Genomic DNA, 25,271 nt, shown 5'->3' with positions numbered 1-25,271 from the left:
ATTCATCTCGCTAACTTCGCTTATTATGGGGATCAGTTTCCGGGATTCAAGGGAACAAGACAGATTGTCATCATTCATCAGGCACAAGGACCTCCAGAAAATGAATAATCATTTCAGGTGTATTGGGATCGTCGGGCATCCGCGTCACCCTACCGCATTGACGACACATGAAATGTTGTATCGCTGGTTGTGTAGCAAAGGCTATGAAGTGATGGTCGAGCAGCAGATTGCGCAGGAGCTGCAGCTGAAGAGCGTCAAAACCGGCACGCTGGCAGAGATTGGTCAACAGGCCGATCTCGCCGTGGTAGTGGGTGGCGACGGCAATATGCTTGGCGCGGCCCGCACGCTGGCGCGCTATGACATTAAGGTCATCGGCATCAACCGTGGCAATCTCGGCTTTTTAACCGACCTCGACCCGGACAATGCCCAACAGCAGCTGGCCGACGTGCTGGAAGGCCACTATATCAGTGAAAAACGCTTTTTACTGGAAGCGCAGGTATGCCAGCAGGACTGCCAGAAGCGCATCAGCACCGCAATAAATGAGGTGGTCCTTCACCCCGGTAAAGTGGCGCACATGATCGAGTTCGAAGTTTATATCGACGAAATCTTTGCCTTCTCCCAGCGTTCTGACGGGCTGATTATCTCCACCCCGACCGGCTCAACCGCCTACTCGCTTTCTGCCGGCGGCCCGATCCTGACGCCTTCGCTGGATGCCATCACCCTGGTACCGATGTTCCCGCACACGCTCTCCGCCCGCCCGCTGGTGATCAACGGCGACAGCACGATACGTCTGCGCTTCTCGCACCGCCGTAACGACCTGGAGATCAGCTGCGACAGCCAGATAGCGCTGCCGATCCAGGAAGGTGAAGATGTTCTGATCCGGCGGTGTGATTACCACCTGAATCTGATTCATCCAAAAGACTACAGCTATTTCAATACATTAAGCTCGAAGCTTGGCTGGTCAAAAAAATTGTTCTGATTTTGCATCCAGTACTTTACTGTATAAAAAACCAGTTTATACTGTATGAAAACACAGTCATGGTTTTTCATACAGGAAAACAATTATGCTGGCACAACTGACCATCAGCAACTTTGCCATTGTTCGTGAGCTTGAGATCGATTTCCACAGCGGCATGACGGCGATCACCGGGGAAACCGGTGCAGGTAAATCCATTGCCATTGATGCCCTCGGCTTGTGCCTTGGCGGCCGCGCAGAGGGCGATATGGTGCGCATGGGCGCAAACCGTGCCGATCTGTGCGCCCGTTTCTCCCTGAAAGACACCCCTGCCGCCCAGCGCTGGCTGGAGCAGAACCAGCTTGAAGATGGACGTGAGTGTTTACTTCGCCGCGTGATCAGCAGCGACGGTCGTTCACGTGGCTTTATCAACGGCACGGCGGTTCCGCTTTCCCAGCTTCGCGAACTGGGCCAGCTGCTTATCCAGATCCACGGGCAGCACGCGCACCAGCAACTCGTCAAACCAGAACAGCAGAAAGCGCTGCTGGATGGCTATGCGTGTGAGTACGCGCTTACTCAGCTTATGGCAGAGCACTATCGCCAGTGGCATCAAAGCTGCCGCGAGCTCGCCCAACATCAGCAGCAAAGCCAGGAGCGCGCCGCACGCGCGGAGCTGCTGGCGTACCAGCTCAAAGAGCTGAACGAATTCAACCCGCAGCCGGGTGAGTTTGAGCAAATCGACGAAGAGTACAAACGCCTGGCGAACAGCGGTCACCTGCTCTCAACCAGCCAGAATGCGCTCAGCCTGCTGGCGGATGGCGAAGACGTTAATCTGCAAGGCCAGCTGTATAATGTCCGGCAGCTGATTACCGAGCTGGTCGGCATGGACAGCAAACTTTCTGGCGTCCTGGATATGCTGGAAGAAGCAGCGATTCAGATCTCCGAAGCCAGTGACGAACTGCGCCACTATTGTGAACGTCTGGATCTTGACCCGAACCGTCTGTTTGAGCTGGAGCAGCGCATCTCCCGTCAGATCTCACTGGCGCGCAAGCACCACGTTACGCCGGAAGAGCTGCCGGGTTACTATCAGTCTCTGCTGGAAGAACAGCAGCAGCTTGACGATCAGGCTGACTCGCTGGAAACCCTCTCTCTGGCGGTGAACCTGCACCATGAACAGGCGCTGGCGACAGCGCAAAAGCTGCATGAAATCCGTCAGCATTACGCCCTGGAGTTAAGCCAGCATATCACCGACAGCATGCACACGCTGGCGATGCCGCACGGCGTCTTCACCATTGATGTCCGCTTTGAAGAGAACCACCTGACGGCGGAAGGTGCTGACCGCATCGAGTTCCGCGTCACCACTAACCCGGGTCAGCCGCTTCAGGCAATTTCTAAAGTCGCCTCCGGCGGTGAACTGTCACGTATTGCGCTGGCGATTCAGGTGATTACCGCGCGTAAAATGGAAACCCCGGCGCTGATTTTCGATGAAGTGGATGTCGGCATCAGTGGCCCAACAGCGGCGGTGGTGGGTAAACTGCTGCGCCAGCTAGGCGAATCAACGCAGGTGATGTGTGTCACCCACCTGCCGCAGGTCGCGGGCTGTGGTCATCATCACTTTATCGTCAGCAAAGAAACCGACGGTGAAATGACCGAAACGCACATGAAGCCGCTGGATAAACGTGCGCGCCTGCAGGAGCTGGCACGCCTGCTCGGCGGCAGCGAAGTCACCCGTAATACGCTCGCGAACGCGAAAGAACTGCTGGCGGCATAAACTTTTTCGGGATCTCAGGGTCATACAGAACAACAAAAACGCCGCCAGACCGGTTTCAAAGTGGGGCAAGGTCTATTATCATCGGCATATTACATATGAGCCGCGTTCTGCTCGGGCCCGAAAAGGAATCAAATCACTATGCGTTGTAAAATGCTGACCGCTGCCGCAGCGGTTCTTCTGATGTTGACCGCAGGCTGTTCCACTCTGGAGAAAGTGGTTTACCGTCCTGACATCAACCAGGGGAACTACCTTACCCCTAACGATGTGTCCAAAATCCGTGTGGGGATGACACAACAGCAGGTCGCTTATACACTGGGAACCCCGATGATGTCCGATCCGTTCGGCACAAACACCTGGTTCTATGTATTCCGTCAGAAGCCGGGCCACGAAGATGCGACCCAGCAGACCCTGACGCTGACCTTCAGCAGCGCCGGTGTGTTGACCAACATCGACAACAAGCCTGCCCTGACCAAATAATCAGAAGTCAGAAATGCAAAAAGGTGCTCATTGAGCACCTTTTTTGTGTCTGAACTCTAGCGCAGAATCGTAGCCCCAGTAAGCACAGCGCCACCGGGGAAAGAAAGCGCTACTTAGCCGATTTCTCAGCACGCTGACGACGCAGCTCTTTCGGGTCGGCAATCAGCGGACGATAAATCTCCACCCGATCGCCCTCTTTCAGCACATCGCCCAGCTTCACCGGACGGCTGTAAATCCCGACCTTATTTTTCGCCAGGTCAATATCGCTGCGAAGCTCAAGGATGCCCGACGCGCGGATAGCCGCCTCAACGGTTGCACCCTCTTCCAGCGTCACGCGCTGCAGATACTGCTTCTCCGGCAGCGCGTACACCACTTCTACAGCAATCTTATGCGACACTGTAAACCTCTTTGGCGCGGGTGGTAAACGCCTGAACCATATTGGAAGCCAGCTCTTTAAAGATACGGCCAAACGCCAGCTCAATCAGCTTATTGGTAAATTCAAAGTCCAGCTGGAACTCGATGCGACAGGCGTCAGTGCTCAGCGGCGTAAACTTCCAGCCCCCCATCAGGGATTTAAACGGACCATCCACCAGATGCATCAAAATACTCTGATTGCTCGTCAGCGTATTGCGGGTGGTGAACGTCTTGCTGATCCCCGCTTTGGAGACATCCACCGCCGCGGTCATCTGCGTCGGGCCGGACTCCAGAACGCGGCTCCCGGTGCACCCCGGAATAAATTCTGGATAAGACTGAACATCGTTCACTAACTGATACATTTGTTCCGCGCTGTAAGGCACAAGCGCAGTACGGCTAATCTGAGGCATAGCATTTCCCATGGTCACACAACGGACAAATAATAACATTTATCACCTGTTAAAAAAACGCTAAGCCTCATCTCGTGCTAAGATAGCGCGTTAGACCTCACAGGACGCAATGAGGTGACTTTTTGAAATCAGATTACCGACGGCTTTACGACACTTATGACGAAGAAAAAAGCACATAAACCAGGCTCGGCGACCATTGCGCTCAACAAGCGTGCTCGCCACGAGTATTTCATTGAAGAAGAATTCGAAGCTGGCCTTGCGTTGCAGGGCTGGGAAGTAAAATCGCTGCGCGCCGGGAAAGCCAACATCGGCGATAGCTACGTGATCCTGAAAGATGGCGAAGCCTTCCTGTTCGGCGCGAACTTTACGCCGCTGACCGTCGCCTCTTCACACTACGTGTGTGACCCAACGCGCACCCGTAAGCTGCTGCTGAACAAGCGCGAGCTGGAATCCCTCTACGGACGCATCAACCGTGAAGGTTTCACCGTGGTCGCCCTGTCGCTGTACTGGAAAAACGCCTGGTGCAAAGTGAAAGTTGGCGTCGCGAAAGGTAAAAAACAGCACGACAAACGTACTGACCTGAAAGAGCGCGAGTGGCAGTTGGACAAAGCACGCATCATGAAAAACGCAGGACGTTGATTCTGCACACTTATTGTACTATTCAATAAGTTAGCGTTCCGGGCTGGTATCCAGGAAGTGAAATCTGGTATACTCAGTTCAACACTATTGGGGCTGATTCTGGATTCGACGGGATTTGCGAAACCCAAGGTGCATGCCGAGGGGCGGTTTGCCTCGTTAAAAGCCGCAAAAAAATAGTCGCAAACGACGAAAACTACGCTTTAGCAGCTTAATAACCTGCTCTGAGCCCTCTCTCCCTAGCTTCCGCTCTTAAGACGGGGATCAAAGAGAGGTCAAACCCAAAAGAGATCGCGTGGAAGCCCTGCCTGGGGTTGAAGCGTTAAAACTAATCAGGCTAGTTCGTTAGTGGCGTGTCTGTCCGCAGCTGGCGTGCGAATGTAAAGACAAACTAAGCATGTAGTACCGAGGATGTAGAAATTTCGGACGCGGGTTCAACTCCCGCCAGCTCCACCAAATCATGATCCGGATACGTCCGGTGAAGTACAGAAAGCCCGCATGACACAAGCCTTGCGGGCTTTTTTGTGTCTGTCGTTGTCCGAGAACATCCGGCTATATCCGGTGATTATTGGTATACGTTTAGGTATACGGTAGGATGTATACTTATAAGCGTATACCAATACCTGAAGGAGCGGCCACAGTGGCACGGACAACACGCCCCCTGACAAACACTGAAGTTCTGCGCGCTAAAGCGTTAGAAAAGGATCTAACGCTTCATGATGGCGATGGGCTTTTCCTGATTGTTAAAACCAGCGGGAAAAAGCTCTGGCGTTTCCGTTATCAACGTCCGGCAACAAAGCAGCGGACAATGATGGGACTTGGTGCCTTCCCCGCCCTATCGCTTGCTGATGCCCGAGGGTTAAGAGCGGATTTCCTTGCCTTATTAGCCAACGGAATTGACCCGCAAATTCAAGCTGAAGTTGTTGAGGAACAGCAGCAAATCGCTCTGGACAGTATTTTTTCAACGGTTGCCGCTAACTGGTTCAAGCTCAAACGCAAAAGCGTTACCCCTGATTACGCAAAAGACATTTGGCGCTCACTTGAGAAAGATGTATTCCCTGCCATTGGTGAAACCCCCGTTCAGCAAATCAAAGCCCGTACATTAGTTGAAGCGCTTGAACCAATCAAAGCTCGTGGGGCTCTTGAGACTTTACGTCGACTGGTGCAGCGCATTAACGAGATAATGATTTATGCCGTAAACACTGGTCTAATTGATGCCAACCCAGCGTCAGGTGTCGGAATGGCCTTTGAGAAACCTAAAAAACAAAACATGCCGACGTTGCGGCCTGAAGAATTGCCGAAGCTGATGCGTTCTTTAATAATGTCAAATCTTTCTGTTCCGACTCGCTGTCTCATAGAATGGCAACTTTTGACGTTAGTGCGCCCTTCTGAGGCATCAGGTGCTCGTTGGGCAGAGATAGATCTCGACACTAAACTCTGGACTATTCCAGCCGAACGGATGAAAGCTAAGCGGGAACACATAGTCCCTTTATCTCCTCAGGCATTAGAGATACTTGATGTGATGAAGCCAATCAGCGCCCATCGTGAACATGTTTTTCCGAGTCGGAATGACCCAAAACAACCAATGAATAGCCAGACGGCTAATGCCGCGTTAAAACGTATTGGTTATGGTGGAAAATTAGTTGCGCATGGTTTACGTTCTATAGCTAGTACAGCTCTCAACGAAGCTAATTTTAATTCTGATGTAATCGAGTCTGCGCTAGCACACACAGATAAGAATGAAGTTAGGAAAGCGTACAATCGGTCCATTTATTTGAAACAAAGAGTTGAGCTAATGGACTGGTGGGGTAATTTTGTCAAGATTACTAATAGATACTAAAGGATTACACATGAGCACAGTAAAATCTATCGATACCATTTCTTCATATTTTAACATATCGCCATTAGTTCTTGATCAACTTGATGTTGTTGATGTTTTATTAGAAACAGATACTCTGCTTTTTATTGACCCTATGCTTCTTCCTGAAAGTAAGCATACTGAAATGAGATTAAATGCTCATAATAAATATATATCCACCTTCACAAAAATCATTAAATTAATTAAGGCATCTAAGGAGCAGAAAGACAGTGATGTTGCTTGGAAGGCTGCCAAAAAATTATTTTCATTTTCCGAAATAGGATGGACATGTTTGGGTTATGGCTCATCGGCAAAAGGCTCAGGGTTCGGGCCACACTTAGTAAACACTACCATGAATACTGCCTATCAAATTATCAATATGGATATTGATGACCCTGATTTATTTATGGTCATGTCGTTATTTGAAGAAGGAATTGGAGCTGATAGAATCAGCGACATGACTACAAACATTATATTTGAGTCCTTAGTGGAATTTTCAGAAAGAGTTAATAAAACACTACAAATTCCAACAAAAGAGTTCTCATTTAAAGGAAGTAAATACATCGCCCCACATAATCCTTTAACTAATACACCACTAATACTTGTTCCTAAAGATATTGTTCGTGATTTACCTATATCCACTGACTGGAGCGGCGCAGTCAGTACAATGAAAGAAAATACAGACCTACGAGACAGGATTAATACCAACATTGGCAAACTACTCGCATCAATGACTCAAAAAGAAAAGGCTGAAGCTAAGCGCAGGGCTTTAGAGAAAAAAGAATATTTTGAAGATCTCTTAGAATTAATAAAAGAAGTAGAAAAAGAGCCTTACGATTTCAAAGCTGATAAAAATGGAGAGCTATTTTGGTCAAGGCTTGTATCTTCATTAGATAAGAAATACCCCTTCAACCTTTCGAAATTCAATAAAAAACTAACATTAGATGAAGTTGAAGCTTTAGTTGATGAGATATTAAACCAATTCAAAGATCTAATTGAAAACAAAGGTCTGTGGAAAGAAATGTGGGCAGATGATAAAAAACCACGTAAAGAAAAAGCGGCCCAACGCTTACTTTTTGCTGTCGCATATTCATATTGCAGAGCTAATAACTTGGATATTAGCCCTGAAGCAGACTCTGGTAATGGACCTGTAGACTTCAAAGTTTCGCAAGGTTTCGCTCAGAAAGTTTTAGTAGAAGTTAAGTTATCATCAAATGGTAAATTACTTCATGGATATGAAAAACAATTAGAAATTTATAGAAATGGTGACGATACTGATCGTGCATTTTTCGTAATAGTTGATATTGGTCATTTAGGTGAAAAATACCAAAAGGTTCAACAAGCTAAAATTGCAGCAGTTAATGAAGGTTTCAGAGCCTCAAAGATCATTCATATCGACGCACAACAAAAAGATTCTGCTAGTATTCGTATCTAATAAATAATGGCTCAACGATTAACTTCGTTGAGTCTTTGTTATTTTATACGAGGTAAATATATTTACTAGCCCAGACTTTCTCAAATCCAAAATTATATGTGCACAATGCTCTCCCCCTACAACGCGATCACAGCCAGCTAAATTCATCCACCTACGAAGCTGTCAGTTTTGACGGGCTCGCGCGGACCTATCGCGCCGCCGTACATCAAAGCTAACCCTTTGCCGTGAAGCGCAACATTCTGACCAGCACTTTTATCCCACATCCGCTGCTGAGCCAGCAGGCTTTCAGCCGGTTCATGCAGGACTATCTGGTATTCGATAACGCCTATCTTGAGAAGCGCACCAACCGCCTCGGCGGTATTTTGTCACTGGAACCATCGCTGGCGAAATACACCCCGCGCGGCGTGGATCTGGAAATATACTGGTTTGTGCAACACGGCATGACCAGGCGGCCATATGAGTTCACTAAAGGCAGCATCTTTCACCTGATGGAGCCGGATTTAAACCTGGAAATCTACAGCCTACCGGAATACCTGTCCGCAATTCCTTCCACCCTGCTGAACGAATCCGCCACTCTGTTTCGCCGCAATTATTACATCAACGGCAGCTATGTAGGGTTTATCATGTTCAGGACCGACGCCGCGCAGAATCACGAGGATGTGAACTATATCTGCAAGGCCATGAAAAGCGCCAAAGGGCCTGGCAACTTCCGCAACCTGTTTATGTACTCGCCAAACGGTAAAAAGGACGGCATCCAGATCATCCCGTTCTCAGAAATGACGACAAAGGATAAGTTTCTGAACATCAAGAACGTAAGCCACGATGACATGATTGCTGCGCATCGCGTTCCACCTCAAATGAGGGGGCTCATGCCCAACAATGTTGGTGGATTTGGGGATGTGGAGAAAGCTAGCCGAGTCTTTGTGCGGAATGAACTCATTCCCTTGCAAAAGCGATTTGAAGATTTAAACAAATGGTGCAAACATGATGTGATTAAGTTCACTTCTTATGCTCTATCAAACGAATAATTAGTATTTGGCCGCTTAATTTTCGGCTTTTCTTTTTTTGGTATCATGATATGTTCAATGTTTCGACTTCGCACAGAATCATACCATGAAAAACGACAAAGCATTGGAGTTTTACGAGAAGCTTTATTTTGCTGAAATAGAGAATAAGGATAAGATACACACTCGTGCTCAAGCCGATTTCGGCTTGATGGTCATTACGGTGACCATCCTCACTTATCTAGCCAAAAATACATCATATGAGAACCATTTCATTTTAGCTGTAATAGTATTTTTATTAACTTTTATTTCATTTATTTTAGTGTTACGGTCATCCATTCTATTGAAAGGAGTAATCTGGGGTAATGAATTTAAATATTGCCCGGCTCCCAGAGAAATACATAGTTATCATCAAGACCTTGTTGCTTACGAAACCACCTTTAAAGGCTACTGCAATACAAATGGCCTGACTTATGACAATAGTCATAATCCAGATGATAAATTATGGGAATTCATACACCAGGAAATAAGAGAGTGTGCTAGCTGGAATAGTAATGTTAATGAAGCACGTTCCATCAAATTATATGAATCAACAAAATACCTTGTATGGTCCTGGATACCAATAATCGCTGCAGTTATCATATTCCTATCAGCTGACTTGGATGCAGCATCTCCTCGACAGCAGAACGACACCAAATATCTAATAATTCCACTTGAAAACGTACGGAGAACTTGATGCGACAACCAATACCAGCACCACCACCACCACCGAAACCTCCCGCACGAAGGGTAGTTATTGAAGATGATTCAAAAGCAAAAGAAATTAGACGAGATGAAAAGAGAAACAGAAATGAGCGAGCAAAATAAACCAAAGGGTAATAATGCTGTCCCCCCAGCACCACCACCTAAGCCTCCGAAGCCACCAATAACTCGTTTGGTTCAAGGTAGCTTCAACGACGATCATTCGCAAAGGAAAAGCAAAAATGACAAAAAATGAAAAAACCAACACACCACCACCGCCTCCGGCCCCTTCTAAGCCACCTTCCCGGCAAGCATTCGATCACGATGATACGAAAAAAAGATCCGGAAAATAGGTGTTGAGGCGATTAACGTACTCAATTTGATTACAGCGCCTCAGCAACATCCGCGGGGCGCTTTTTTTTGCAACTTGTCCAATTCCCTAGCAGTTTGAAATGGCTATTTGGCTGAAGCTTTCTCCGCATTTTTTCATTTTAACTCTGTTGAGGGCACTCGTAGCCCCGCCACGCCTGCCCGCTTTATGGAGTGGTTTTCATGCAGTTGCATGATAGGCTCTAAACTGCGCCTTATCTGGTCTGGGAAGTAAAAATGCAAGTGCATAAAGTCATGCGATTTCATGCAGTATAGACATGCACTCAGGCTACATGCATCAAAAAACCCGGCACTGGCCGGGCTTAAGTGAGCTTTTCTGTTCATGTCAGAACAGCTTTCTTTTTTTTCTGTCTTCATGTGATCCTGATACCGGTGCTGAACCGGTCAGACTCATCACGTCGTCCCGGAATCTCAACGGCAATATTTCATTCGTCCACTTCAGCATTAGATTCAGGATAAATTCACGATACAACGTATCTGCATCATTTGTCCCTTCAATAATGCCCGGTATTTGCACTGAGCTATTCCGTTCGAATTGTCTGTACTTCATCCTGAGCAGGCTGCTCAATTCGGAACCGTGGAAAATAAAAAAGTCTCGTAAAAGCTCATCAATACGCTCCTCAGTGATACCATGATGGCAGTTTACATAGGCGTTTGCCTTACGCGCGGTCGCGTCAGCCAGTAGCGGCAGCAACTCTTCTTTTTCAGTAATCAGCCCAGTCAGTTCTGTGGCTGTTTCCTGTTGTTCCAGATATTCAGCCCGAAGAGCTTTCATCTCCGGCGTTACGATGCCGCCGCTCTGGTTAAGCAATTCCCTGAACTGCGCCCGATTGTTTTTGCTGGCCTGCTCAGTTTCGGTCTGATGCTGGCGCAGGGCCCCGAGGTTCTCAATGGCTGCTTCTTCGGCCTGTCTGGCCTCCACCCAGGTCTGCATTTTTTGGTAAAGGTCGATAATTCGGGATTGCCAGTCGGAGGAAAGGCTTTTCGTCAGTTTTTCCGTCTCGCGGGCTATTTCATTTGCAGGCAAATTCATGAGCCAATCCGCATCCTGAAGCGGTTTTTTTGCCCTCGCGAGGAGTGTTAATACGTGTCCGGTTGCGGCCTGAATCTGGTTTTCAGTCAATTGTTGTTCTGCCATATTGTTGTTCCTCCTCATTTTATTGTGCATGGCGGTCTTTAAGGGTACAGGCTGAACCGTAGCGGCCCAGTGTATGCGGCTGACGGACAAGAGAATCGCTCTGTGATTCAGGCTCAGGTGCTGCTGGTTTATGGGGCTTCATAATTATCGTGTCCACACTTTCCAGGGCAGTAAATGTGCAGGAGCATTCAAGATTCTGGCACTGATACCATGAGCGCTTAACCGATGGAGCTTCATAGGCGCTGGTTCTGGCGTGTGCGACCGTGCCACATTCAGGACACTTTAGGGCCATATCAATGCCCTCCTTTTTCATTAAGCCTGTTGAGGCGGGCCAGGAAAACTTTATGTTTTGCCGGGGTGAAAGTGGCTGAAGCATCAGCTCGCATTGATGCATCCACCGTTAATCCGGTTTCGTCGATAATGCTCTTATATGTTGCTGGAATTACAGGAGTACGGATTTCGGATTGTTGGACTACAACGGTGCGTAATATTTTCATTGCCGCCTCAAGCCCGTATGGTGCGCAAAGAAAAGGAGCCAGAGCGTCAGTGAGTGCATCACCATGCTCGCTCATGAAGTTTTCAGTTGCGCTTGTAACACAGCTTTCCAGCACAATCTGGTGAGCATAAAGACCGTCCCGGGCGGCGCAGTTAATCTGCCATTCGAGGAGTGCAAGACGCTCACGAAGATTCTCAAGCTGGCTGGCATATGCTGCCGGTTTTTCTTCAGTACCCAGCAGAGCCGCCAGACGAAGCTGGCTGGTACTTTGCACATTACGTAGTGTCAGCCAGCTTTTTATCGCCGCGCGGTAGTTGTTGAGAGCTTCCTGAGTAATATTTCCAGTATTCATCCCTTCTCTTCCCCTTTAACCATGTCACGCTGTTTAAGCATCCGGGAACGTGCTGCAGGACTAGGTGATTGCCTGGCATCCCGGATGGCTTTATCGTCCGCATAAATGCTGATCCCCGGCAGGGCAATATCATCCGTTGAAGATACGTTACAGGACAGTGCTGGAGTGGTGAGTTGCTCGCCGATAAATTGCTTCAGCACACTTTCAGGGTCGTTTACGGTATGAACCACGCCGATAACGGAAGAAGCGCTTCGCCCCAGAGTCATTTTCAGCAATCCAAGGATCTGAATAAGTTTCTGGCCGTGTTCCTTCATAAACTCATTCCAGAGCCACACTGCATGAGTTTCAATCAGCCGGTTATGTTCGCTGATGTAGCGGTTTGCAGCATCCGCAGTTTTCCAGGGCAGGAATTCATTTTCTGCGGAGTGAGCTTCAAGCAAATCTTCGAACTCATCAAGTGTTTCGCGTCCCAGGGCGATTTCTGCCCGCAGTTTTTTCATTCGTGGCGTCATATTCCCCTGATTCTCACGAAACAGGTTTCGCCATTCATCATTAAGCGCCTGCGTCTCCGTTTTTGTATCTTCCTGACGTTTACGGATAGTTTCAGTCATTGCAGCGGCTTCAGTTTGTATTCGCCGTTCTTCCTGCCAGACAGCTTTTGCTGCTTTAACTTTTTCTACCGCTTCGCGAATTTTCGGTGGGAGGGAGGGTGTAATGTTTGCATCAGGGATCTGGTTAACAGTTGTCATGGCTGCTCCGGTAGTGTTTTGTTGTTGTGTCAATTGTGCCGGTGCCCATACAAGCGCACTACCGATGAGGATTGTGCCAGTGACTGAACAATGACCTTGTTCTGGCTAGCCAGAGAAAGGTGTCATGTCTGATCTTCACCCTTCCTTTAATACATACTATTCACTACTGTTCACTTTCATAAAAGAATAGTAAATACATGTAGTTAAGGAGTGTAGGGTTTAAATCAAAGTGGTCATCTACTGTTCATGACTGTTCACAGAGATAAATTTAAACTTATATTTGTTTTTTATATAAATCGCGATATTTATTTCAGTTTATTACTGGATTTTTACTCCTCACCACTATTCACACGTATTCAACACTATTCAATATACAGTATAAAATGTGTCTTATGTCTGTTTGAAAATTCAACACTTAACCTCTCTACACTCGGTTGCATTTCAGGAAAATATCCATAAAAATGAATCTGTCTGATGCTCATTAAACACATCCGGATAAATGCGGAAGGATGCGGGTAATTTAATTTTTTTAGTCATTAACTTAATTAATACATATGAAGAACTGTTTTTTATGAACGTTTTTTGGCCCTTTTATTATTCCGGTGCTGTCTTCATCCTTATGATGTAACGCCCGGAATGATATGGTCTGGTTCAAACTTGAGCGGCGATCCTGCCTGGTGTAATAGATTTTTTTATTCTTGAAGCTCCTTATTATATTCCATGAAGGAATGATTTGTTTTTGTCCGTTTCATCCGGTTTTTAGCTGTTTTATTTTTTGAGAAATCAATATTTCACTCTAATTAAATAAAGCATGCGCGAGCCGCTTATATGAACATAATAAGGAACTACCTGAATCCGGATGGAATTGTCCGGACTACTGAAAACATATTAGAGAGGTAGCGAGATGCATACTATTTCCGTTTCCACCCCAGCACCAGCTGCTCCGGTGCTCCCGGTTCCGACTCAGCAGGAGCGCTTCATACGATTACCTGAAGTGATGCACCTTTGCGGGCTATCCCGTTCAACCATCTACGACCTTATCAGCCGTGATGCCTTCCCGCAGCAGATCTCCCTGGGTGGAAAAAATGTTGCCTGGGTACAGTCGGAGGTCAATGCATGGATGGCGGCGCGAATTGCAGCCCGCGAGCAAGGAGACCATGCGTGAATCTGGCTTTGCAGTCTCATCTCTTTTTTTGTGGCTTGCGTCCTGGCAACCTTTCCAGTTATAGTTTTTCCGCTGCCGCAAAATCGGCAGCCGGGATTTGCAGCCCGTGTAACTTATTGGCGACACAGCACGCGTCGAGCGTGTTTTTTTATGTCGTTGCTCAGGCACACCTATTTTTCGGGCTGTGGTGCTTACACCGTGGCTCCTGTCAGATAATGGTGGTCCGGGCGGGGCAGCCTTCGGGCTGGCCGGTTTCCAATAAGGCCGGTACTGCAAACCCCGTCCGGGCCATCACCCATGAGATTTGCAGCTCTGGTGGTGGCAATAACCGCTACTTATTGGAGATTGCCCTTATGGCTACGATCCTCGCCCCATCACATCCTCAATTTATATTTGTTTTTGCCGCCGTTCGTCGTGCAGAACGTAAACCACGTATCAGTATGCTGCGTATTGTCGCCAGCGATGAGTATCATGCACGTCTTTCACTGGTCCATGAATATGTGCTTTGCCTTGCTGCTCGCCTGCCTGTCCGGGAGGTGATGTGATGAATCACGCCGCAATCTCTTATGACGATATTGTCCGCCTGAAGCATCTTCGTAACGTGGGGGAGTTTGTCACCGGAATGGCTGTTCTTCAGGATTGCTACGAAAAACCTGCCAGTGCTCAATGTGAACAACTGGTTTCGCTGATTTATCTGATGACAGAACAGCTTGATGGCGTGGTACAGCGTTGCCAGGATGACCTGATGAACATGGAGGTGGTGCAATGAAATCACGCGCTCTTCCACTCCCACTTCGGGTGGCTTTATATCGCCGCGCGGTTGCCTGTGCCTGGATAAGTATCTGCCATCAGCAAAACCGCCACCTGCAGCTCACTCTGGATGAAATTGAAACCGCTATTGCCCGTGAGCTTGAAGGATTTTATCTGCGACAGCACGGGCAAACAAAAGGCATTGAGATCGCCTGCGCCCTGCTTTCAGACCTGATGGAATCCGGCCCTCTAATGTCCTGTCCCGCACTCTCCCAGCTCGGAATAGCCGTAATGGATGAGTTATGCGTCCGTCACATCAAAAAGCCGGTTTTACACTGAGGGAGAACTGCATCATGTCAGGAATGAAAGTCAGTCAGGCCGTGAAGGCTGCCCGCGGTCACTGGGCTCAGATTCTGCCAGCGCTGGGTGTGAACGTACTGAAAAATCGCCATCAGCCTTGTCCGGTCTGTGGCGGTAAAGATCGTTTTCGCTTCGACGATCAGGAAGGACGCGGAACATGGTTCTGCAATCAGTGCGGAGCCGGGGATGGTTTAGCGCTAGTCACCAGGGCACTGAATGTGGATATCAGTGAAGCGGCTGACAGGATACATGGACTGACACATGGTCTGTCTATAGCTAATTCCGAAGTCAGGAAGTTAACCGCCGATACCGATAGCGGGAAAGATGCAGCGGCAGCACTTGCCGCACGACTGCTGCAAGCCTCGCGTGAATCTGCCGGAAACACTTATCTTACACATAAAGGTTTCCCGGAGCATATTTGCCATGAGCTGACTTCAGCTCATAAAACCGGTGGGGTGATGTTCCGCCCCGGTGATTTGATCGTCCCGCTCTATAACGCTGACGGGGTGCTGGTGAATATTCAGCTTATCAGTGGCAATGGTAGCAAGTGTTTTCTTAAAGGAGGTCAGGTTAAGGAGGCCTATCATCTGATAGAAGGGAGCGGGAGTTCAGTAAGAAGGATGTGGATTGCGGAAGGCTACGCCACGGCGCTTACCATTCATCATCTGACAGGAGAAGCCGTCATGGTGGCATTTTCGGCGGTCAACTTTCTTTCTCTGGCCAGCGTTGCCCATAACAAGTATCCGGGATATCAGTTAATTATTGCAGCGGACCGCGATCTGAAGGGTTCAGGCCAGAACAGGGCTGAAGCTGCTGCAAAAGCGTGTCAATGTGACATTGTGCTGCCACCGGTTTTTGGTGACTGGAATGATGCGCTTGCCCATTACGGAGAGGAATCCACCCGGAAGGCAATTCTTGAGGCTTTGAAGCCACATAACGCCAGTCCTTTCGACACGATGAGTGAAGCAGAATTCACAGCGATGAGTGTCAGCGAAAAAGCTCAGAGGGTTCGGGAGCATTACAGGGATGCACTGGCGGTTGATCCGAACGGTCAGCTTTTATCCCGCTATGAGTCTGGAGCGTGGAAAGTGATTTCTCAGTCAGATTTTGCCCGAGATGTCGCAGCCCTTTTTCAGCGCCTCGGTGCACCGTTTTCCTCAGGAAAAATTGCCTCACTGGTGGAAACATTAAAGTTAATTGTTCCGCAGCAGCAAAATCCGGCACGTCATCTGATCGGTTTTCGTAATGGCGTCCTCGATACGCGAACAGGGCTGTTTAGTCCGCACTGTAAAGAGAACTGGCTGCGTACCCTGTGTGAAGTCGATTTCACGCCACCGGTAAATGGGGAAACGCTTGAAACTCATGCCCCGGCATTCTGGCGCTGGCTGGACAGGGCCGCCGGGCACAAGCCAGCAAAACGCGACATTATTCTCGCAGCGCTGTTTATGGTGCTGGCGAACCGCTATGACTGGCAGCTCTTTCTGGAAGTGACTGGCCCTGGCGGAAGTGGCAAAAGTATCCTTGCTGAAATTGCAACGATGCTTGCAGGAGAGGATAACGCCACCTCAGCGACAATTGAAACTCTGGAGTCCCCACGAGAACGTGCGGCTCTGATCGGTTTTTCTCTTATTCGCCTGCCTGATCAGGAGAAATGGAGCGGCGATGGCGCCGGGCTTAAGGCTATAACCGGTGGCGATGCAGTATCTGTGGACCCCAAATATCAGAATGCTTATTCAACACATATTCCGGCGGTTATCCTGGCCGTAAATAATAATCCTATGCGCTTCACTGATCGTAGTGGTGGTGTGTCCCGCCGGAGAGTTATTCTGCATTTTCCTGAGCAGATAGCACCGGAAGAACGCGATCCGCAGCTGAAAGATAAGATTGCACGAGAACTGGCTGTGATTGTTCGCCAGCTCATGCAGCGTTTCAGCGATCCGATGAGCGCCAGAACATTGCTTCAGTCGCAGCAGAATTCTGATGAAGCTCTCACCATCAAGCGTGACGCTGATCCTGCATTTGATTTTTGTGGCTATCTTGAGGCATTACCCGACACCAACGGCATGTTTATGGGGAACGCCAATATTGTCCCGCGCCAGCCACGTACCTACCTTTACCATGCCTATCTCGTATACATGGAGGCTAATGGCTATAAAAATACCCTCAGCCTGACAATGTTTGGCAAAGGGCTACCAGTTATGCTGAAGGAGTACGGGCTACATTATGAGAAGCGGCGAACTAATCAGGGAATGCAGACTAACCTCACTTTAAAAGAAGAGAGTAATGCAGACTGGCTACCCAAGTGCGATGAGCCAACAATAAAATAATTTGCAACTAACCCGGCTGATGCCGGGTTTTGTTTTCGCTGGCGCAAGAATGTAGAGTTATCTGTTCACTCTTCACCATACAGTTAACTTCTATTACCTTGATTTTGAATGATAAAAAACCTAAGTGAACAGTGTGAACAATTTATTTAAAAAAGATTTTTTTTGTTTTTTTGAATATAAAACAACCTATTTAAGGATGATTTTTTTTAAGTTAAATAAGTATTGCACCCCGCTATTGGTATACGTTTAGGTATACCAACAAAGACCATAAAAATAAATACACAATAAAAACAACAATATACTATGCAAGTTCATACTCCGCCAGCCCACCAAAATTCTCCATCGGTGATTACCAGAGTCATCCGATGAAGTCCTAAGAGCCCGCACGGCGCAAGCCCTGCGGGCTTTTTTGTGCCTTCACTTTGTCCCAAGAAGCCCAGAAATTTTCCCGCTCATACTGGAGCATCACGCCATTAAACATTCTTCCTCTCATGCTCAATGAGCCATTCTTTGCGTGAAATACCCCCTCCGTAGCCCGTCATCGCGCCATCTTTTCCGATTATCCTGTGGCAGGGGATCACGATCGCAATTCGGTTTGCCCCATTAGCAGCAGCGACGGCGCGCACAGCATTTGGCTTATTCATCCGTAGCGAAATGACCTGATAGTGTGAAGTCTGTCCATAGGGAACTGCACGCAGCTCGTGCCAGACGGATTGTTGGAAATCACTGCCTGGCGCATCTACAGAGAGATCGAACTGTCGACGGGTTCCGGCAAAATACTCGCTGATTTCTTTTACTGTCTGCCGGGTATGGCTGTTTTCTCCGGTAACAATTCTGGCGTTAAATAAACGCTGGATATCGCGAAATTCTGTTTCTAACATCCGGCGATCGGTAAACTCCAGCAGGCAGACTCCCCGTTCTGTCGCGCAGACAAACATAGGCCCAAGCGTGGTAGTAAACCGGTGAATGACAATCACCTGGGTTGTCTGAGTCGGCGCTGCGCCAGTAAGCCGCTTGTAGGTATAACCAAACCCGCTCAGGGATTCATAGCCATTGTCCAGCGCCACGTCAGTCGCCGCTCGTCCGCTTTTAAGCTCCTGCAGGGCAACGTTGACCCGCTGCATTCGCTGGAAAGCCTGAAAAGTAATGCCATGATGTTGCAGGAACCAGCGTCTTACCCGCTCCGGACTAATCCCATGCTGACGAAGCTCCGCGTCTGCTACGCGGGATTTTATATCGCGCCTGACAAGCGCAAGCGCCTGTTCAACAAACAATGGCGCGCTGTGCGCATTTTCAGCGGGCCTGCAGACCTTACAGGGACGAAAGCCGGCCGCAAGGGCAGATTTGGCATCTTTGTAAAATTCGACATTTTCACGTTTAGGCTTTCGTGCCCGGCATACCGAAATACAAAATACGCCCGTAGTTTTGACGCCAACAAAAAACACGCCAGTATATTCTGAAGCACGTTCAAGTAATGCCTGATACCAGATATCACACAAATTCTTATCGGTTATTTTCATCACCAAAAAGTCCTTCAAACGTCTGACGAGATCGGATCGCATGCATGACATCAGTCAGCGTCGACTGCATGGCTGAATGAACAAAATTGCCCATTGAAATGCGGCTTACCCCGGCCCGTTTCAGCCTGTCGAACGACGGAAGATCGGGCATACACATGACATTCAGAGGCAAACCCGTTGCCTCTGCAATGAGGCTGATGTCTTTCTCTGACGTCAGGCAGGGAACAAAAAGGCCGTCAGCACCTGCAGCTTTATAGCGCTGTCCCCGTAATATTGTCTCCTGCAACGCGTCTTCATGCCCGAGCAGGTAAGTATCAGTCCGGATGTTCAGAAAAAGGCTACGATTTTCGCTTCTCAGCGCATCGCATACTGTTTTCAGGGTACAGGAATAATCAGAGGCATCGTCAAGCTGGCGCTCCCCATTTATGACTCTGCTGTCTTCGAGGTTAACGCCTGCGACGCCTGTCTGAGCAAGGCGCCTGATATTGGCTGTTATCTCTTCGGCTGAATCACCATACCCTGCTTCCATGTCAACGCTCAATGGCAGGTTGCTGATAGCCCGGATACGGGTGACCATATAAAATAGCTCATCAAACGGCATTCCCTGTCCGTCTTCATATCCCAGTGTTGACGCAATTGCTGCGCTGGACGTTCCCAGTGCCTGATAACCTGCTTCTTGCGCTGCGACAGCACTGGCGGCATCCCAGACGTTAGCGATAAGAAGGGGGTCATGCTGGTTGTGGAGTTCTGCAAAGTTCATATCCATGTCCTCTCGATAGATTGAAAATGAATCTAAGCATTCCGTAAAACCGTCACAACCGAAATTCAGACGACCATTTTTTTCCAAACGTCGTCTGAAATCGGGGACGAAACAGACCGAAATCTTTCAGGCTTCAAAGAACTCGCCCCTTCCCAGCTTCACCACCGCACAATGAAGCCAGATCCAGGCTCGGGACTCAAACCACCCCGGCGTCGGTAGGCGTAAGCTGAAGTCATTATTTAACGAATGAAAAGGCTTTCCGCTGAGCTGGGTAAACCCACGGATACCTCACCCGAACGCTCTTCTAATGCTCTAACAAGATAAGCTAAAACGAACAGAGCATTTACGTCACTAAGCTAAACGAACAAGAAATTAATTTATTTATCCATTATTAACAATAAGTTAATTAAAAAAATCAATTTAACAATAAAAAAACATTTGTTCGCTTTTGTGTCTTATTGTACTTTTATTCCGAACAGGAGGATCTTTTATGAGAACCATTGATTCACAGGCACATGATGCGTTAACTCAGATTGCGCTTTTTTGGGCAGTATCCTGGAAATTTCCCCAGCGGGTCGCGGTTAAAGATCCCAACCATGAGATCGTTTATGGCGAGCTCAGAGACTGGATGTTAAGGATTGTTCAGGTTCTGAAAGAGGAAGGTGTTCACGCTGGTGACCGCATTGCAATTGAGCTGCCGCCAGGCGCCGAGTTAATCGCCTCTGTTCTGGCAGTTCAGTTCATTGGTGCTGCATATGTACCACTAGACCGTAATGCGCCAGCAGCGCGTAACAGTCTGATACTCAATGATTCTCAGCCCCGCATGATTATCAATGAGAGCGGACAGACAAACTTTGCTGGCTTTCAGGCTAAGAGCGTATATCAGATGCTGTCGGTATCTGTTATTTCGGATTCATTACTGAACGCCGCCGTTCCGGAAGGACTCGCATATATCATTTATACTTCGGGCACGACGGGTAGCCCGAAAGGTGTGCCAATCACCCATGCGAATTTACGTGCCCTTTTTTGTGCAACGGAGCCTGTGTTTAAGTTCAATGAAAATGACTCTACCCTACTTTTTCATTCCTATGCTTTTGATTTTTCGGTTTGGGAAATTTGGTCAGTTTTAGCTTACGGCGGAAAACTTGTTATTCCAGATAACGAAACACGTTTGACCCCGCCTAAACTGGCTCAGCTCATTTTCGATCAAAAAATTACCTTACTAAACCAGACACCAGGTGCTTTTTCCGTAAATGCCCCCTGGCTCTGTCAATTCCCGAAGGGGTCATTGAATTTACGCTTTGTAGTTTTTGGTGGCGAAAGGCTTAATTTTCAGACGCTGAAACAATGGCAGCAGCATATAGGGTTAGCATCTCCTTTACTGGTCAATATGTACGGCATTACCGAAACGACTGTTCATTCAAGTTGGCATATTATCAGTGATGATGATCTGGAACACTCAGAGTCGATTATTGGTGAATTATTACCGGGATTCGATTATATCATTCGGCCCGTTGATGAGAGTAATCAGCAACTTGGCTATGGCGAATTACTTCTTTGTGGTCCGCAAGTCACGCCTGGCTATCTGAACCAGAATAATGAGACCAATGGAAAATTTATTTTAGCTGAAAAAAATAACATTACCGAACGGTATTATTGCACAGGGGATCTTGTTCAATATAACGCCACCGGCAAGTTAGTTTACATGGGGCGATGCGACCAGCAGGTTAAAATAAATGGATATCGCATTGAAATCGGTGAGATAGAGTCTGTGCTTGCGAGACATGAATCTATTATCGATATATCTGTGATAACGTCTCATTCAGAAATCCTTGGCAATCATCTGGTTTGTTGCTTTGCTTCATCGGACAATAAACCGGAGGTTATTGAGCAACTACAAACTTTGGCGAAAGAGTTATTGCCATTTTATATGCGACCTCTTCGCTATCGCGGTTTTGATGCCATCCCGAAAACTATTAACGGTAAAATTGATAAACAACACCTGAAACTCTCTGTGGAGTAAATTATGAACGCAGTTGATTTAGATGATGTGAATAAAGAACAGATAAAAGTACTTGCTTTACAGCAGTACATCGCATGGATACAAGAGATTTTAGAAAGACCGGTCAGTGAGGAAGATAACTTCCTTGATATTGGTGGGCATTCAATGATTGCTATTGCACTGAATGAACGCGTACGAAATGAGTTCAACCTAACATTATCTATGGAACGTTTATATAACAGCACGCTTAGCGAAACATTTTACAGCATTAAATAAAATCAATCAGCTACTGGAGTTTATCATGTCCAACAAAATTCATTTATCTGAAGAGCAAATTGCTAGCTTCCATAAAAACGGTTACATCGGCCCAATCACCATTTATTCTCCAGAAGAAATGGCAGAAATTTGGGGTGCTGTACGTCGTCAATTACCAGATCGTTCTAATGCTGCATATCCTTCAGATTCTTACGGTGCAGCGACGAATATATCTAATTACGATCGTCATCTTGATATCAATAAACTAAGCCAACATATCACTAATCCTAAAATTGTGGCTCCGGTGTCTGATATTCTTGGTGATGATGTTTTATGCTGGCGTACGGAGTTTTTCCCTAAATACCCAGGTGATGAAGGTACTGACTGGCATCAGGCCGATACATTTGCCAATGCCAGTGGAAAACCACAAATTCTTTGGCCAGGAGAAACTGAAGATCAGTTTGGCAAAGGGACCTTAACAGTCTGGACTGCCTTTACTGATTCAACCATTGAGAATGGTTGTCTGGAAATTATGCCTGGCACCCATCATAAAATGAATTATGATGAGAAAAAATCAATGGAGTATCAGAGTGATATTATTAATAACATTGAAAAGGAAGGCAAGAGCCGCGGGTTCTTTGGCTATGATTATCGCGATCTGCAAATCGATCCTGACTGGCATCCGGATGAAAAACAGGCCGTTCCGTTGGAGATGAAAGCCGGACAATGCGTTATTTTCTGGTCAACACTAATGCATGCGTCCTATCCAAATATCTCTGACAAGATGTATCGAATGGGTTTTGCCACCCGTTACGCACCCAGCTTTGTTGATATTTATCCCAACACCGATCATGTGCATGAGTACGGCGGTAATATTCCACTGGATAAATTTGGCTGCGTGATTGTTGCAGGTCAAAGCCGTAATGACAATAACCGTATAGCAACCCACAACTTACTCGGAAACCCATTTACTCCTCTTTCTGTATAAAATAAGGAATATCGCTATGCAACAAAACCAGTGTTATCTGGATGACACTTACCGCTTAAATATATTAAGCGATGTCATTGCAACCGGCGCTGATGAAGGAGGGCAATGGATTGCTCTGCAGGATAATATTTTTCATCCGCAGGGCGGCGGACAGCCCGCAGATATTGGGTGGGTTAACGACATTCCTGTGGTGGTAAAAAAACAGGAGTCAGGATTAGTAGTGCTTTATCCGCAGTCTCCTTTTTCGCCTCCGGTAGAAACAAAAGTCTCTTCCGTTATATCGGCAGAGGCCCGCGCTTACCATGCAGCGCTACATACCGCCGGGCATTTACTGAATTGGGAAATGCGTCAGTTCGGATGGATGGCTGTCCGGGGGCACCATTTCCCAGGCGAGGCACGGGTTGAGTTTAGCGCCATTGATGCTTCTGCTATTCCAGCCGATCGCCTGAATGCAGCTGAAATTGAGAGCATTATTTCCCAGCGTCTCCAGAAGGGGGCGGCAGTCCGAAGTTGGTTCGAGGGTTCCACCCGCCTGTGCCAGATTAACCAATCCGAACCTATGCCTTGTGCAGGAACGCACGCGGATGATTTGGCGAAAATCAACGCCTTTAGTATTAAAGCCATAAAGTTTAAAAAGGGAACACTACGGATAAGCTATGATGCCGGGCATGTCCCGCTAAAGGAAAATCATGTCTAATTATTCTATTCTGGCGCCGCGTAGCCGACTCTGGATAATTGACCTGGGATTATTGGCTGTTGCCCTCTCATGGGGGGCAAGTTATTCCTTGATGCAGCTTATTATCCATGCAGGCGTCACCGTACCCTTGTTTTTAATGCTGAGGTTCGCGCTGGCCGTTCCCTTTATGTTTGTTGGCACTCGCGTCAGATTAAGCAGCATCAGCCGTGGTGAAGTGATCAACGGGATCGTATTTGGTGTGCTCCTTTACGCTATCCTGACATTTGAAACGTTTGGCGTTAAACACACATCAGCGGCTAATGCGGGATTCTTGATTGCATTATCCGTAGTGTTAGTTCCCTTTTTTGAACGCTTTATCGGTAAGAGAAAACAAAGCAAATTCATCTATTTCACCTGCTTTATGTCCCTTGCAGGTGGTGGTATGTTGAGCTTTACGGCCAATGGTAGCATTGAGTTCAATCAAGGCGACATTCTTATCTTATCGGCTGCGTTGATTCGCGGTTTTCAGATATTTATGTTTGGTCGGCAGACTGCGGGTAAGGATTACTCGCTAATTAATATTACCTTAATTGAACTGCTTGTTGTTGCGGCCCTCGGGTTGGTTACCATTGTGCTAACCGAACCGACAGCGCTGCAATATATTCCTGAAATATCTTTTTCGACATGGGGATTGATTCTCTTCCTGAGCCTGCTGGCGACGGCATTTGCATTCCTGATGCAATTATATGCCGCCAAGATAACCAGTCCGACCCGCGTCGGGCTGATCTTATCTCTCGAACCGGCCTTTGCAGCGTTATTTGCTATCACCATCATGGGAGAAACCCTTGGTTTCCTGCAAGCATTAGGGGGCGGGATCATTATCTGTGCAGCCCTGCTGGGACGTATTGCTGAAGGTAAGCGTTATGAATGAACGGCCACATATCGCCATGTTTCATCATGCTGGCGGAAATGCAGCGGCTTTGAATGTGCTGGAAGAAAAATTTTCAAATTTCAAGGTTATTAAATTTGAAATGCCTGGCCGCGGACGCCGCCGCCAGGCTCCGTTGCTAACGAACGTCAATCAGCTGACTAAGGATTTTTTTCCACAACTGCCGCGCCATTGCCCAATCATTTTTATGGGTCACAGTCTCGGCGCCTATATCGCGTATGTGATGGCCAAAAAATACCGTTCCCATAATACCCGACAGAAAATCCTGCTCGTGGTGATAGGAAATGAGCCAATTCATTGTCGTCAGTTTTTTGACTTTACCGAATCCAGTGAAAGTTCAAAAGATTCATTAATTAAGTTCGCAAACCATCTCGGACAATTACCAGACTGGCTGCAGCGCGAGCCCGTTTTGCTGGAGCAATTCTTGCGGGTTCTTTCCGCTGATTTGCAGGTTGCTAATTCTATCAGTGAAGAAGAGAGCGGTACGCTTGATGATATTCCAGTATTAGCACTTTTCGGAAAAGAAGACCCCTTATTTCTTTCTCCACCGCAGAGATGGCAGGAATGTACCCTCCAGCCATTCAGGCTGGAGGAGGTCCCTGGTGGACATTTCATCTCAGAAGATCAGGCTCATGAAATTAGTGAGCTAACAAAACATTTTATAAAGGAGAACAAAATATTTAATATTTAAAC

The 25,271-nt window shown here is 47.5% G+C and carries 27 protein-coding genes, 1 other RNA gene and 2 pseudogenes; 21 read left to right on the top strand and 9 right to left on the bottom strand.

Going from position 1 to position 25,271, the window contains the following annotated elements; all coding sequences use genetic code 11:
• The first annotated feature begins 100 nt into the window (after positions 1-100).
• From nadK to bamE, 3 genes are all read left to right on the top strand, one after another.
• Entirely contained in the window at positions 101-979 is an 879-nt protein-coding gene (nadK, locus tag N037_RS11505; protein ID WP_008502500.1) for an NAD(+) kinase, read from the top strand.
• An 85-nt stretch (positions 980-1,064) separates the two neighbouring features.
• Positions 1,065-2,726: a DNA repair protein RecN gene (gene recN, locus N037_RS11500; protein ID WP_032640967.1), complete on the top strand. Its 1,662-nt coding sequence runs from the start codon at positions 1,065-1,067 to the stop codon at positions 2,724-2,726.
• 138 nt (positions 2,727-2,864) lie between these two features.
• Positions 2,865-3,203, top strand: coding sequence for an outer membrane protein assembly factor BamE (gene bamE, locus N037_RS11495; RefSeq protein WP_023308883.1), 339 nt, complete (start codon positions 2,865-2,867; stop codon positions 3,201-3,203).
• Between the two features lie 109 nt (positions 3,204-3,312).
• Here the strand turns inward: bamE and N037_RS11490 are convergent, their stop codons facing one another.
• Together N037_RS11490 and N037_RS11485 are read right to left on the bottom strand one after the other, a co-directional pair.
• Positions 3,313-3,600, bottom strand: a complete 288-nt coding sequence (locus N037_RS11490) for an RnfH family protein (RefSeq protein WP_023333124.1) — start codon at positions 3,598-3,600, stop codon at positions 3,313-3,315.
• The gene (locus tag N037_RS11485; protein ID WP_197278576.1) at positions 3,590-4,027 is read right to left on the bottom strand and encodes a type II toxin-antitoxin system RatA family toxin; all 438 of its coding nucleotides are present in this window, start codon (positions 4,025-4,027) and stop codon (positions 3,590-3,592) included. The genes N037_RS11490 and N037_RS11485 overlap by 11 nt, the downstream gene beginning before the upstream one ends.
• A gap of 156 nt (positions 4,028-4,183) precedes the next feature.
• On the opposite strand from N037_RS11485, the gene smpB reads away from it, so the two are divergent.
• The 7 genes and pseudogenes from smpB (at position 4,184) to N037_RS24865 (ending at position 9,957) form a co-directional block, all read left to right on the top strand.
• On the top strand, positions 4,184-4,666 hold the full coding sequence (smpB, locus tag N037_RS11480; RefSeq protein WP_008502505.1) for an SsrA-binding protein SmpB: 483 nt from the start codon (positions 4,184-4,186) through the stop codon (positions 4,664-4,666).
• Between the two features lie 89 nt (positions 4,667-4,755).
• Positions 4,756-5,119, top strand: a transfer-messenger RNA (tmRNA) gene (ssrA, locus tag N037_RS23845).
• 184 nt (positions 5,120-5,303) lie between these two features.
• The gene (locus tag N037_RS11475; RefSeq protein ID WP_032640964.1) at positions 5,304-6,503 is read left to right on the top strand and encodes an integrase domain-containing protein; all 1,200 of its coding nucleotides are present in this window, start codon (positions 5,304-5,306) and stop codon (positions 6,501-6,503) included.
• 10 nt (positions 6,504-6,513) lie between these two features.
• Positions 6,514-7,956, top strand: coding sequence for a hypothetical protein (locus N037_RS11470; RefSeq protein ID WP_032640962.1), 1,443 nt, complete (start codon positions 6,514-6,516; stop codon positions 7,954-7,956).
• Between the two features lie 161 nt (positions 7,957-8,117).
• A pseudogene (locus N037_RS11465) lies at positions 8,118-8,984 on the top strand (phage portal protein); the annotation flags it as partial.
• Positions 8,985-9,069: 85 nt separating this feature from the next.
• Positions 9,070-9,696 (top strand): hypothetical protein, encoded by a 627-nt coding sequence (locus tag N037_RS11460; RefSeq protein WP_032640960.1) that lies wholly within the window; start codon positions 9,070-9,072, stop codon positions 9,694-9,696.
• Between the two features lie 60 nt (positions 9,697-9,756).
• Positions 9,757-9,957 (top strand): hypothetical protein, encoded by a 201-nt coding sequence (locus N037_RS24865; RefSeq protein ID WP_156369721.1) that lies wholly within the window; start codon positions 9,757-9,759, stop codon positions 9,955-9,957.
• Positions 9,958-10,416: 459 nt separating this feature from the next.
• Here N037_RS24865 and N037_RS11455 read toward each other — a convergent pair whose 3' ends face one another.
• Genes N037_RS11455 through N037_RS11445 form a run of 4 tightly spaced genes read right to left on the bottom strand, consistent with a single transcriptional unit; the run spans position 10,417 to position 12,826 of the window.
• Positions 10,417-11,229 (bottom strand): hypothetical protein, encoded by an 813-nt coding sequence (locus N037_RS11455; RefSeq protein ID WP_032640956.1) that lies wholly within the window; start codon positions 11,227-11,229, stop codon positions 10,417-10,419.
• A 19-nt stretch (positions 11,230-11,248) separates the two neighbouring features.
• Positions 11,249-11,521 (bottom strand): ogr/Delta-like zinc finger family protein, encoded by a 273-nt coding sequence (locus tag N037_RS23835; protein WP_059385953.1) that lies wholly within the window; start codon positions 11,519-11,521, stop codon positions 11,249-11,251.
• Position 11,522: 1 nt separating this feature from the next.
• Positions 11,523-12,077: a phage polarity suppression protein gene (locus N037_RS11450; protein WP_032640953.1), complete on the bottom strand. Its 555-nt coding sequence runs from the start codon at positions 12,075-12,077 to the stop codon at positions 11,523-11,525.
• The gene (locus N037_RS11445; RefSeq protein WP_032640951.1) at positions 12,074-12,826 is read right to left on the bottom strand and encodes a septation initiation protein; all 753 of its coding nucleotides are present in this window, start codon (positions 12,824-12,826) and stop codon (positions 12,074-12,076) included. The genes N037_RS11450 and N037_RS11445 overlap by 4 nt, the downstream gene beginning before the upstream one ends.
• 904 nt (positions 12,827-13,730) lie before the next feature.
• Here N037_RS11445 and N037_RS11440 point away from each other — a divergent pair.
• Genes N037_RS11440 through N037_RS11420 form a run of 5 tightly spaced genes read left to right on the top strand, consistent with a single transcriptional unit; the run spans position 13,731 to position 17,428 of the window.
• Positions 13,731-13,991: a helix-turn-helix transcriptional regulator gene (locus N037_RS11440; RefSeq protein ID WP_032640949.1), complete on the top strand. Its 261-nt coding sequence runs from the start codon at positions 13,731-13,733 to the stop codon at positions 13,989-13,991.
• Positions 13,988-14,536: a host cell division inhibitor Icd-like protein gene (locus N037_RS11435; protein ID WP_082440890.1), complete on the top strand. Its 549-nt coding sequence runs from the start codon at positions 13,988-13,990 to the stop codon at positions 14,534-14,536. The genes N037_RS11440 and N037_RS11435 overlap by 4 nt, the downstream gene beginning before the upstream one ends.
• On the top strand, positions 14,536-14,760 hold the full coding sequence (locus tag N037_RS11430; protein WP_001014982.1) for a hypothetical protein: 225 nt from the start codon (positions 14,536-14,538) through the stop codon (positions 14,758-14,760). The genes N037_RS11435 and N037_RS11430 overlap by 1 nt, the downstream gene beginning before the upstream one ends.
• Positions 14,757-15,080 (top strand): DUF5375 family protein, encoded by a 324-nt coding sequence (locus N037_RS11425; protein ID WP_032640947.1) that lies wholly within the window; start codon positions 14,757-14,759, stop codon positions 15,078-15,080. Before N037_RS11430 ends, N037_RS11425 begins: the two co-directional genes overlap by 4 nt.
• A gap of 14 nt (positions 15,081-15,094) precedes the next feature.
• A complete protein-coding gene (locus N037_RS11420) occupies positions 15,095-17,428 on the top strand; it encodes a primase-helicase zinc-binding domain-containing protein (RefSeq protein WP_032640945.1) in 2,334 nt (777 codons plus the stop codon).
• A 473-nt stretch (positions 17,429-17,901) separates the two neighbouring features.
• Here N037_RS11420 and N037_RS11415 read toward each other — a convergent pair whose 3' ends face one another.
• The 3 genes and pseudogenes from N037_RS11415 to N037_RS24860 all read right to left on the bottom strand — a co-directional run.
• Positions 17,902-18,948, bottom strand: a complete 1,047-nt coding sequence (locus tag N037_RS11415) for a bifunctional transcriptional activator/DNA repair enzyme AdaA (protein WP_032640943.1) — start codon at positions 18,946-18,948, stop codon at positions 17,902-17,904.
• Positions 18,932-19,708 carry an isocitrate lyase/PEP mutase family protein gene (locus tag N037_RS11410; protein WP_032641035.1) on the bottom strand — a complete coding sequence of 259 codons (777 nt, stop codon included), beginning with the start codon at positions 19,706-19,708 and terminating at the stop codon, positions 18,932-18,934. The genes N037_RS11415 and N037_RS11410 overlap by 17 nt, the downstream gene beginning before the upstream one ends.
• 129 nt (positions 19,709-19,837) lie before the next feature.
• Positions 19,838-19,924, bottom strand: a pseudogene (locus N037_RS24860) (nucleotidyltransferase domain-containing protein); the annotation flags it as partial.
• A gap of 274 nt (positions 19,925-20,198) precedes the next feature.
• Here N037_RS24860 and N037_RS11405 point away from each other — a divergent pair.
• Genes N037_RS11405 through N037_RS11380 form a run of 6 tightly spaced genes read left to right on the top strand, consistent with a single transcriptional unit; the run spans position 20,199 to position 25,269 of the window.
• Positions 20,199-21,731: an amino acid adenylation domain-containing protein gene (locus N037_RS11405; protein ID WP_050511243.1), complete on the top strand. Its 1,533-nt coding sequence runs from the start codon at positions 20,199-20,201 to the stop codon at positions 21,729-21,731.
• A gap of 3 nt (positions 21,732-21,734) precedes the next feature.
• On the top strand, positions 21,735-21,986 hold the full coding sequence (locus N037_RS11400; protein WP_032640941.1) for a phosphopantetheine-binding protein: 252 nt from the start codon (positions 21,735-21,737) through the stop codon (positions 21,984-21,986).
• 25 nt (positions 21,987-22,011) lie between these two features.
• Entirely contained in the window at positions 22,012-22,953 is a 942-nt protein-coding gene (locus tag N037_RS11395; protein ID WP_023333130.1) for a chlorinating enzyme, read from the top strand.
• A 16-nt stretch (positions 22,954-22,969) separates the two neighbouring features.
• Complete coding sequence (locus tag N037_RS11390) at positions 22,970-23,650, top strand: alanyl-tRNA synthetase (RefSeq protein WP_032640938.1); 681 nt, start codon at positions 22,970-22,972, stop codon at positions 23,648-23,650.
• The gene (locus N037_RS11385; RefSeq protein WP_023333132.1) at positions 23,643-24,560 is read left to right on the top strand and encodes a DMT family transporter; all 918 of its coding nucleotides are present in this window, start codon (positions 23,643-23,645) and stop codon (positions 24,558-24,560) included. The genes N037_RS11390 and N037_RS11385 overlap by 8 nt, the downstream gene beginning before the upstream one ends.
• Entirely contained in the window at positions 24,553-25,269 is a 717-nt protein-coding gene (locus N037_RS11380) for a thioesterase II family protein (RefSeq protein WP_032640936.1), read from the top strand. Before N037_RS11385 ends, N037_RS11380 begins: the two co-directional genes overlap by 8 nt.
• Positions 25,270-25,271 lie beyond the last annotated feature (2 nt).

It is taken from the genome of Enterobacter sp. EGD-HP1, from assembly GCF_000733275.2.
GTDB lineage: Bacteria > Pseudomonadota > Gammaproteobacteria > Enterobacterales > Enterobacteriaceae > Enterobacter.
This window is presented reverse-complemented; position numbering and strand designations above follow the sequence as displayed.

Excerpts from the sequence above, each read along its gene's own strand:
- N037_RS11460 (WP_032640960.1), top strand. The coding sequence starts at position 9,070 with ATGAAAAACGACAAAGCATTGGAGTTTTACGAGAAGCTTTATTTTGCT.
- N037_RS11415 (WP_032640943.1), bottom strand. The coding sequence starts at position 18,948 with ATGAAAATAACCGATAAGAATTTGTGTGATATCTGGTATCAGGCATTA.
- N037_RS11405 (WP_050511243.1), top strand. The coding sequence starts at position 20,199 with ATGAGAACCATTGATTCACAGGCACATGATGCGTTAACTCAGATTGCG.
- N037_RS11445 (WP_032640951.1), bottom strand. The coding sequence starts at position 12,826 with ATGACAACTGTTAACCAGATCCCTGATGCAAACATTACACCCTCCCTC.
- N037_RS11410 (WP_032641035.1), bottom strand. The coding sequence starts at position 19,708 with ATGAACTTTGCAGAACTCCACAACCAGCATGACCCCCTTCTTATCGCT.
- N037_RS11390 (WP_032640938.1), top strand. The coding sequence starts at position 22,970 with ATGCAACAAAACCAGTGTTATCTGGATGACACTTACCGCTTAAATATA.
- N037_RS11380 (WP_032640936.1), top strand. The coding sequence starts at position 24,553 with ATGAATGAACGGCCACATATCGCCATGTTTCATCATGCTGGCGGAAAT.
- nadK (WP_008502500.1), top strand. The coding sequence starts at position 101 with ATGAATAATCATTTCAGGTGTATTGGGATCGTCGGGCATCCGCGTCAC.
- N037_RS11425 (WP_032640947.1), top strand. The coding sequence starts at position 14,757 with ATGAAATCACGCGCTCTTCCACTCCCACTTCGGGTGGCTTTATATCGC.
- N037_RS11470 (WP_032640962.1), top strand. The coding sequence starts at position 6,514 with ATGAGCACAGTAAAATCTATCGATACCATTTCTTCATATTTTAACATA.
- recN (WP_032640967.1), top strand. The coding sequence starts at position 1,065 with ATGCTGGCACAACTGACCATCAGCAACTTTGCCATTGTTCGTGAGCTT.
- N037_RS11400 (WP_032640941.1), top strand. The coding sequence starts at position 21,735 with ATGAACGCAGTTGATTTAGATGATGTGAATAAAGAACAGATAAAAGTA.
- bamE (WP_023308883.1), top strand. The coding sequence starts at position 2,865 with ATGCGTTGTAAAATGCTGACCGCTGCCGCAGCGGTTCTTCTGATGTTG.
- N037_RS11440 (WP_032640949.1), top strand. The coding sequence starts at position 13,731 with ATGCATACTATTTCCGTTTCCACCCCAGCACCAGCTGCTCCGGTGCTC.
- smpB (WP_008502505.1), top strand. The coding sequence starts at position 4,184 with ATGACGAAGAAAAAAGCACATAAACCAGGCTCGGCGACCATTGCGCTC.
- N037_RS11485 (WP_197278576.1), bottom strand. The coding sequence starts at position 4,027 with ATGCCTCAGATTAGCCGTACTGCGCTTGTGCCTTACAGCGCGGAACAA.
- N037_RS11430 (WP_001014982.1), top strand. The coding sequence starts at position 14,536 with ATGAATCACGCCGCAATCTCTTATGACGATATTGTCCGCCTGAAGCAT.
- N037_RS11420 (WP_032640945.1), top strand. The coding sequence starts at position 15,095 with ATGTCAGGAATGAAAGTCAGTCAGGCCGTGAAGGCTGCCCGCGGTCAC.
- N037_RS11395 (WP_023333130.1), top strand. The coding sequence starts at position 22,012 with ATGTCCAACAAAATTCATTTATCTGAAGAGCAAATTGCTAGCTTCCAT.
- N037_RS11455 (WP_032640956.1), bottom strand. The coding sequence starts at position 11,229 with ATGGCAGAACAACAATTGACTGAAAACCAGATTCAGGCCGCAACCGGA.
- N037_RS11450 (WP_032640953.1), bottom strand. The coding sequence starts at position 12,077 with ATGAATACTGGAAATATTACTCAGGAAGCTCTCAACAACTACCGCGCG.
- N037_RS23835 (WP_059385953.1), bottom strand. The coding sequence starts at position 11,521 with ATGGCCCTAAAGTGTCCTGAATGTGGCACGGTCGCACACGCCAGAACC.
- N037_RS11385 (WP_023333132.1), top strand. The coding sequence starts at position 23,643 with ATGTCTAATTATTCTATTCTGGCGCCGCGTAGCCGACTCTGGATAATT.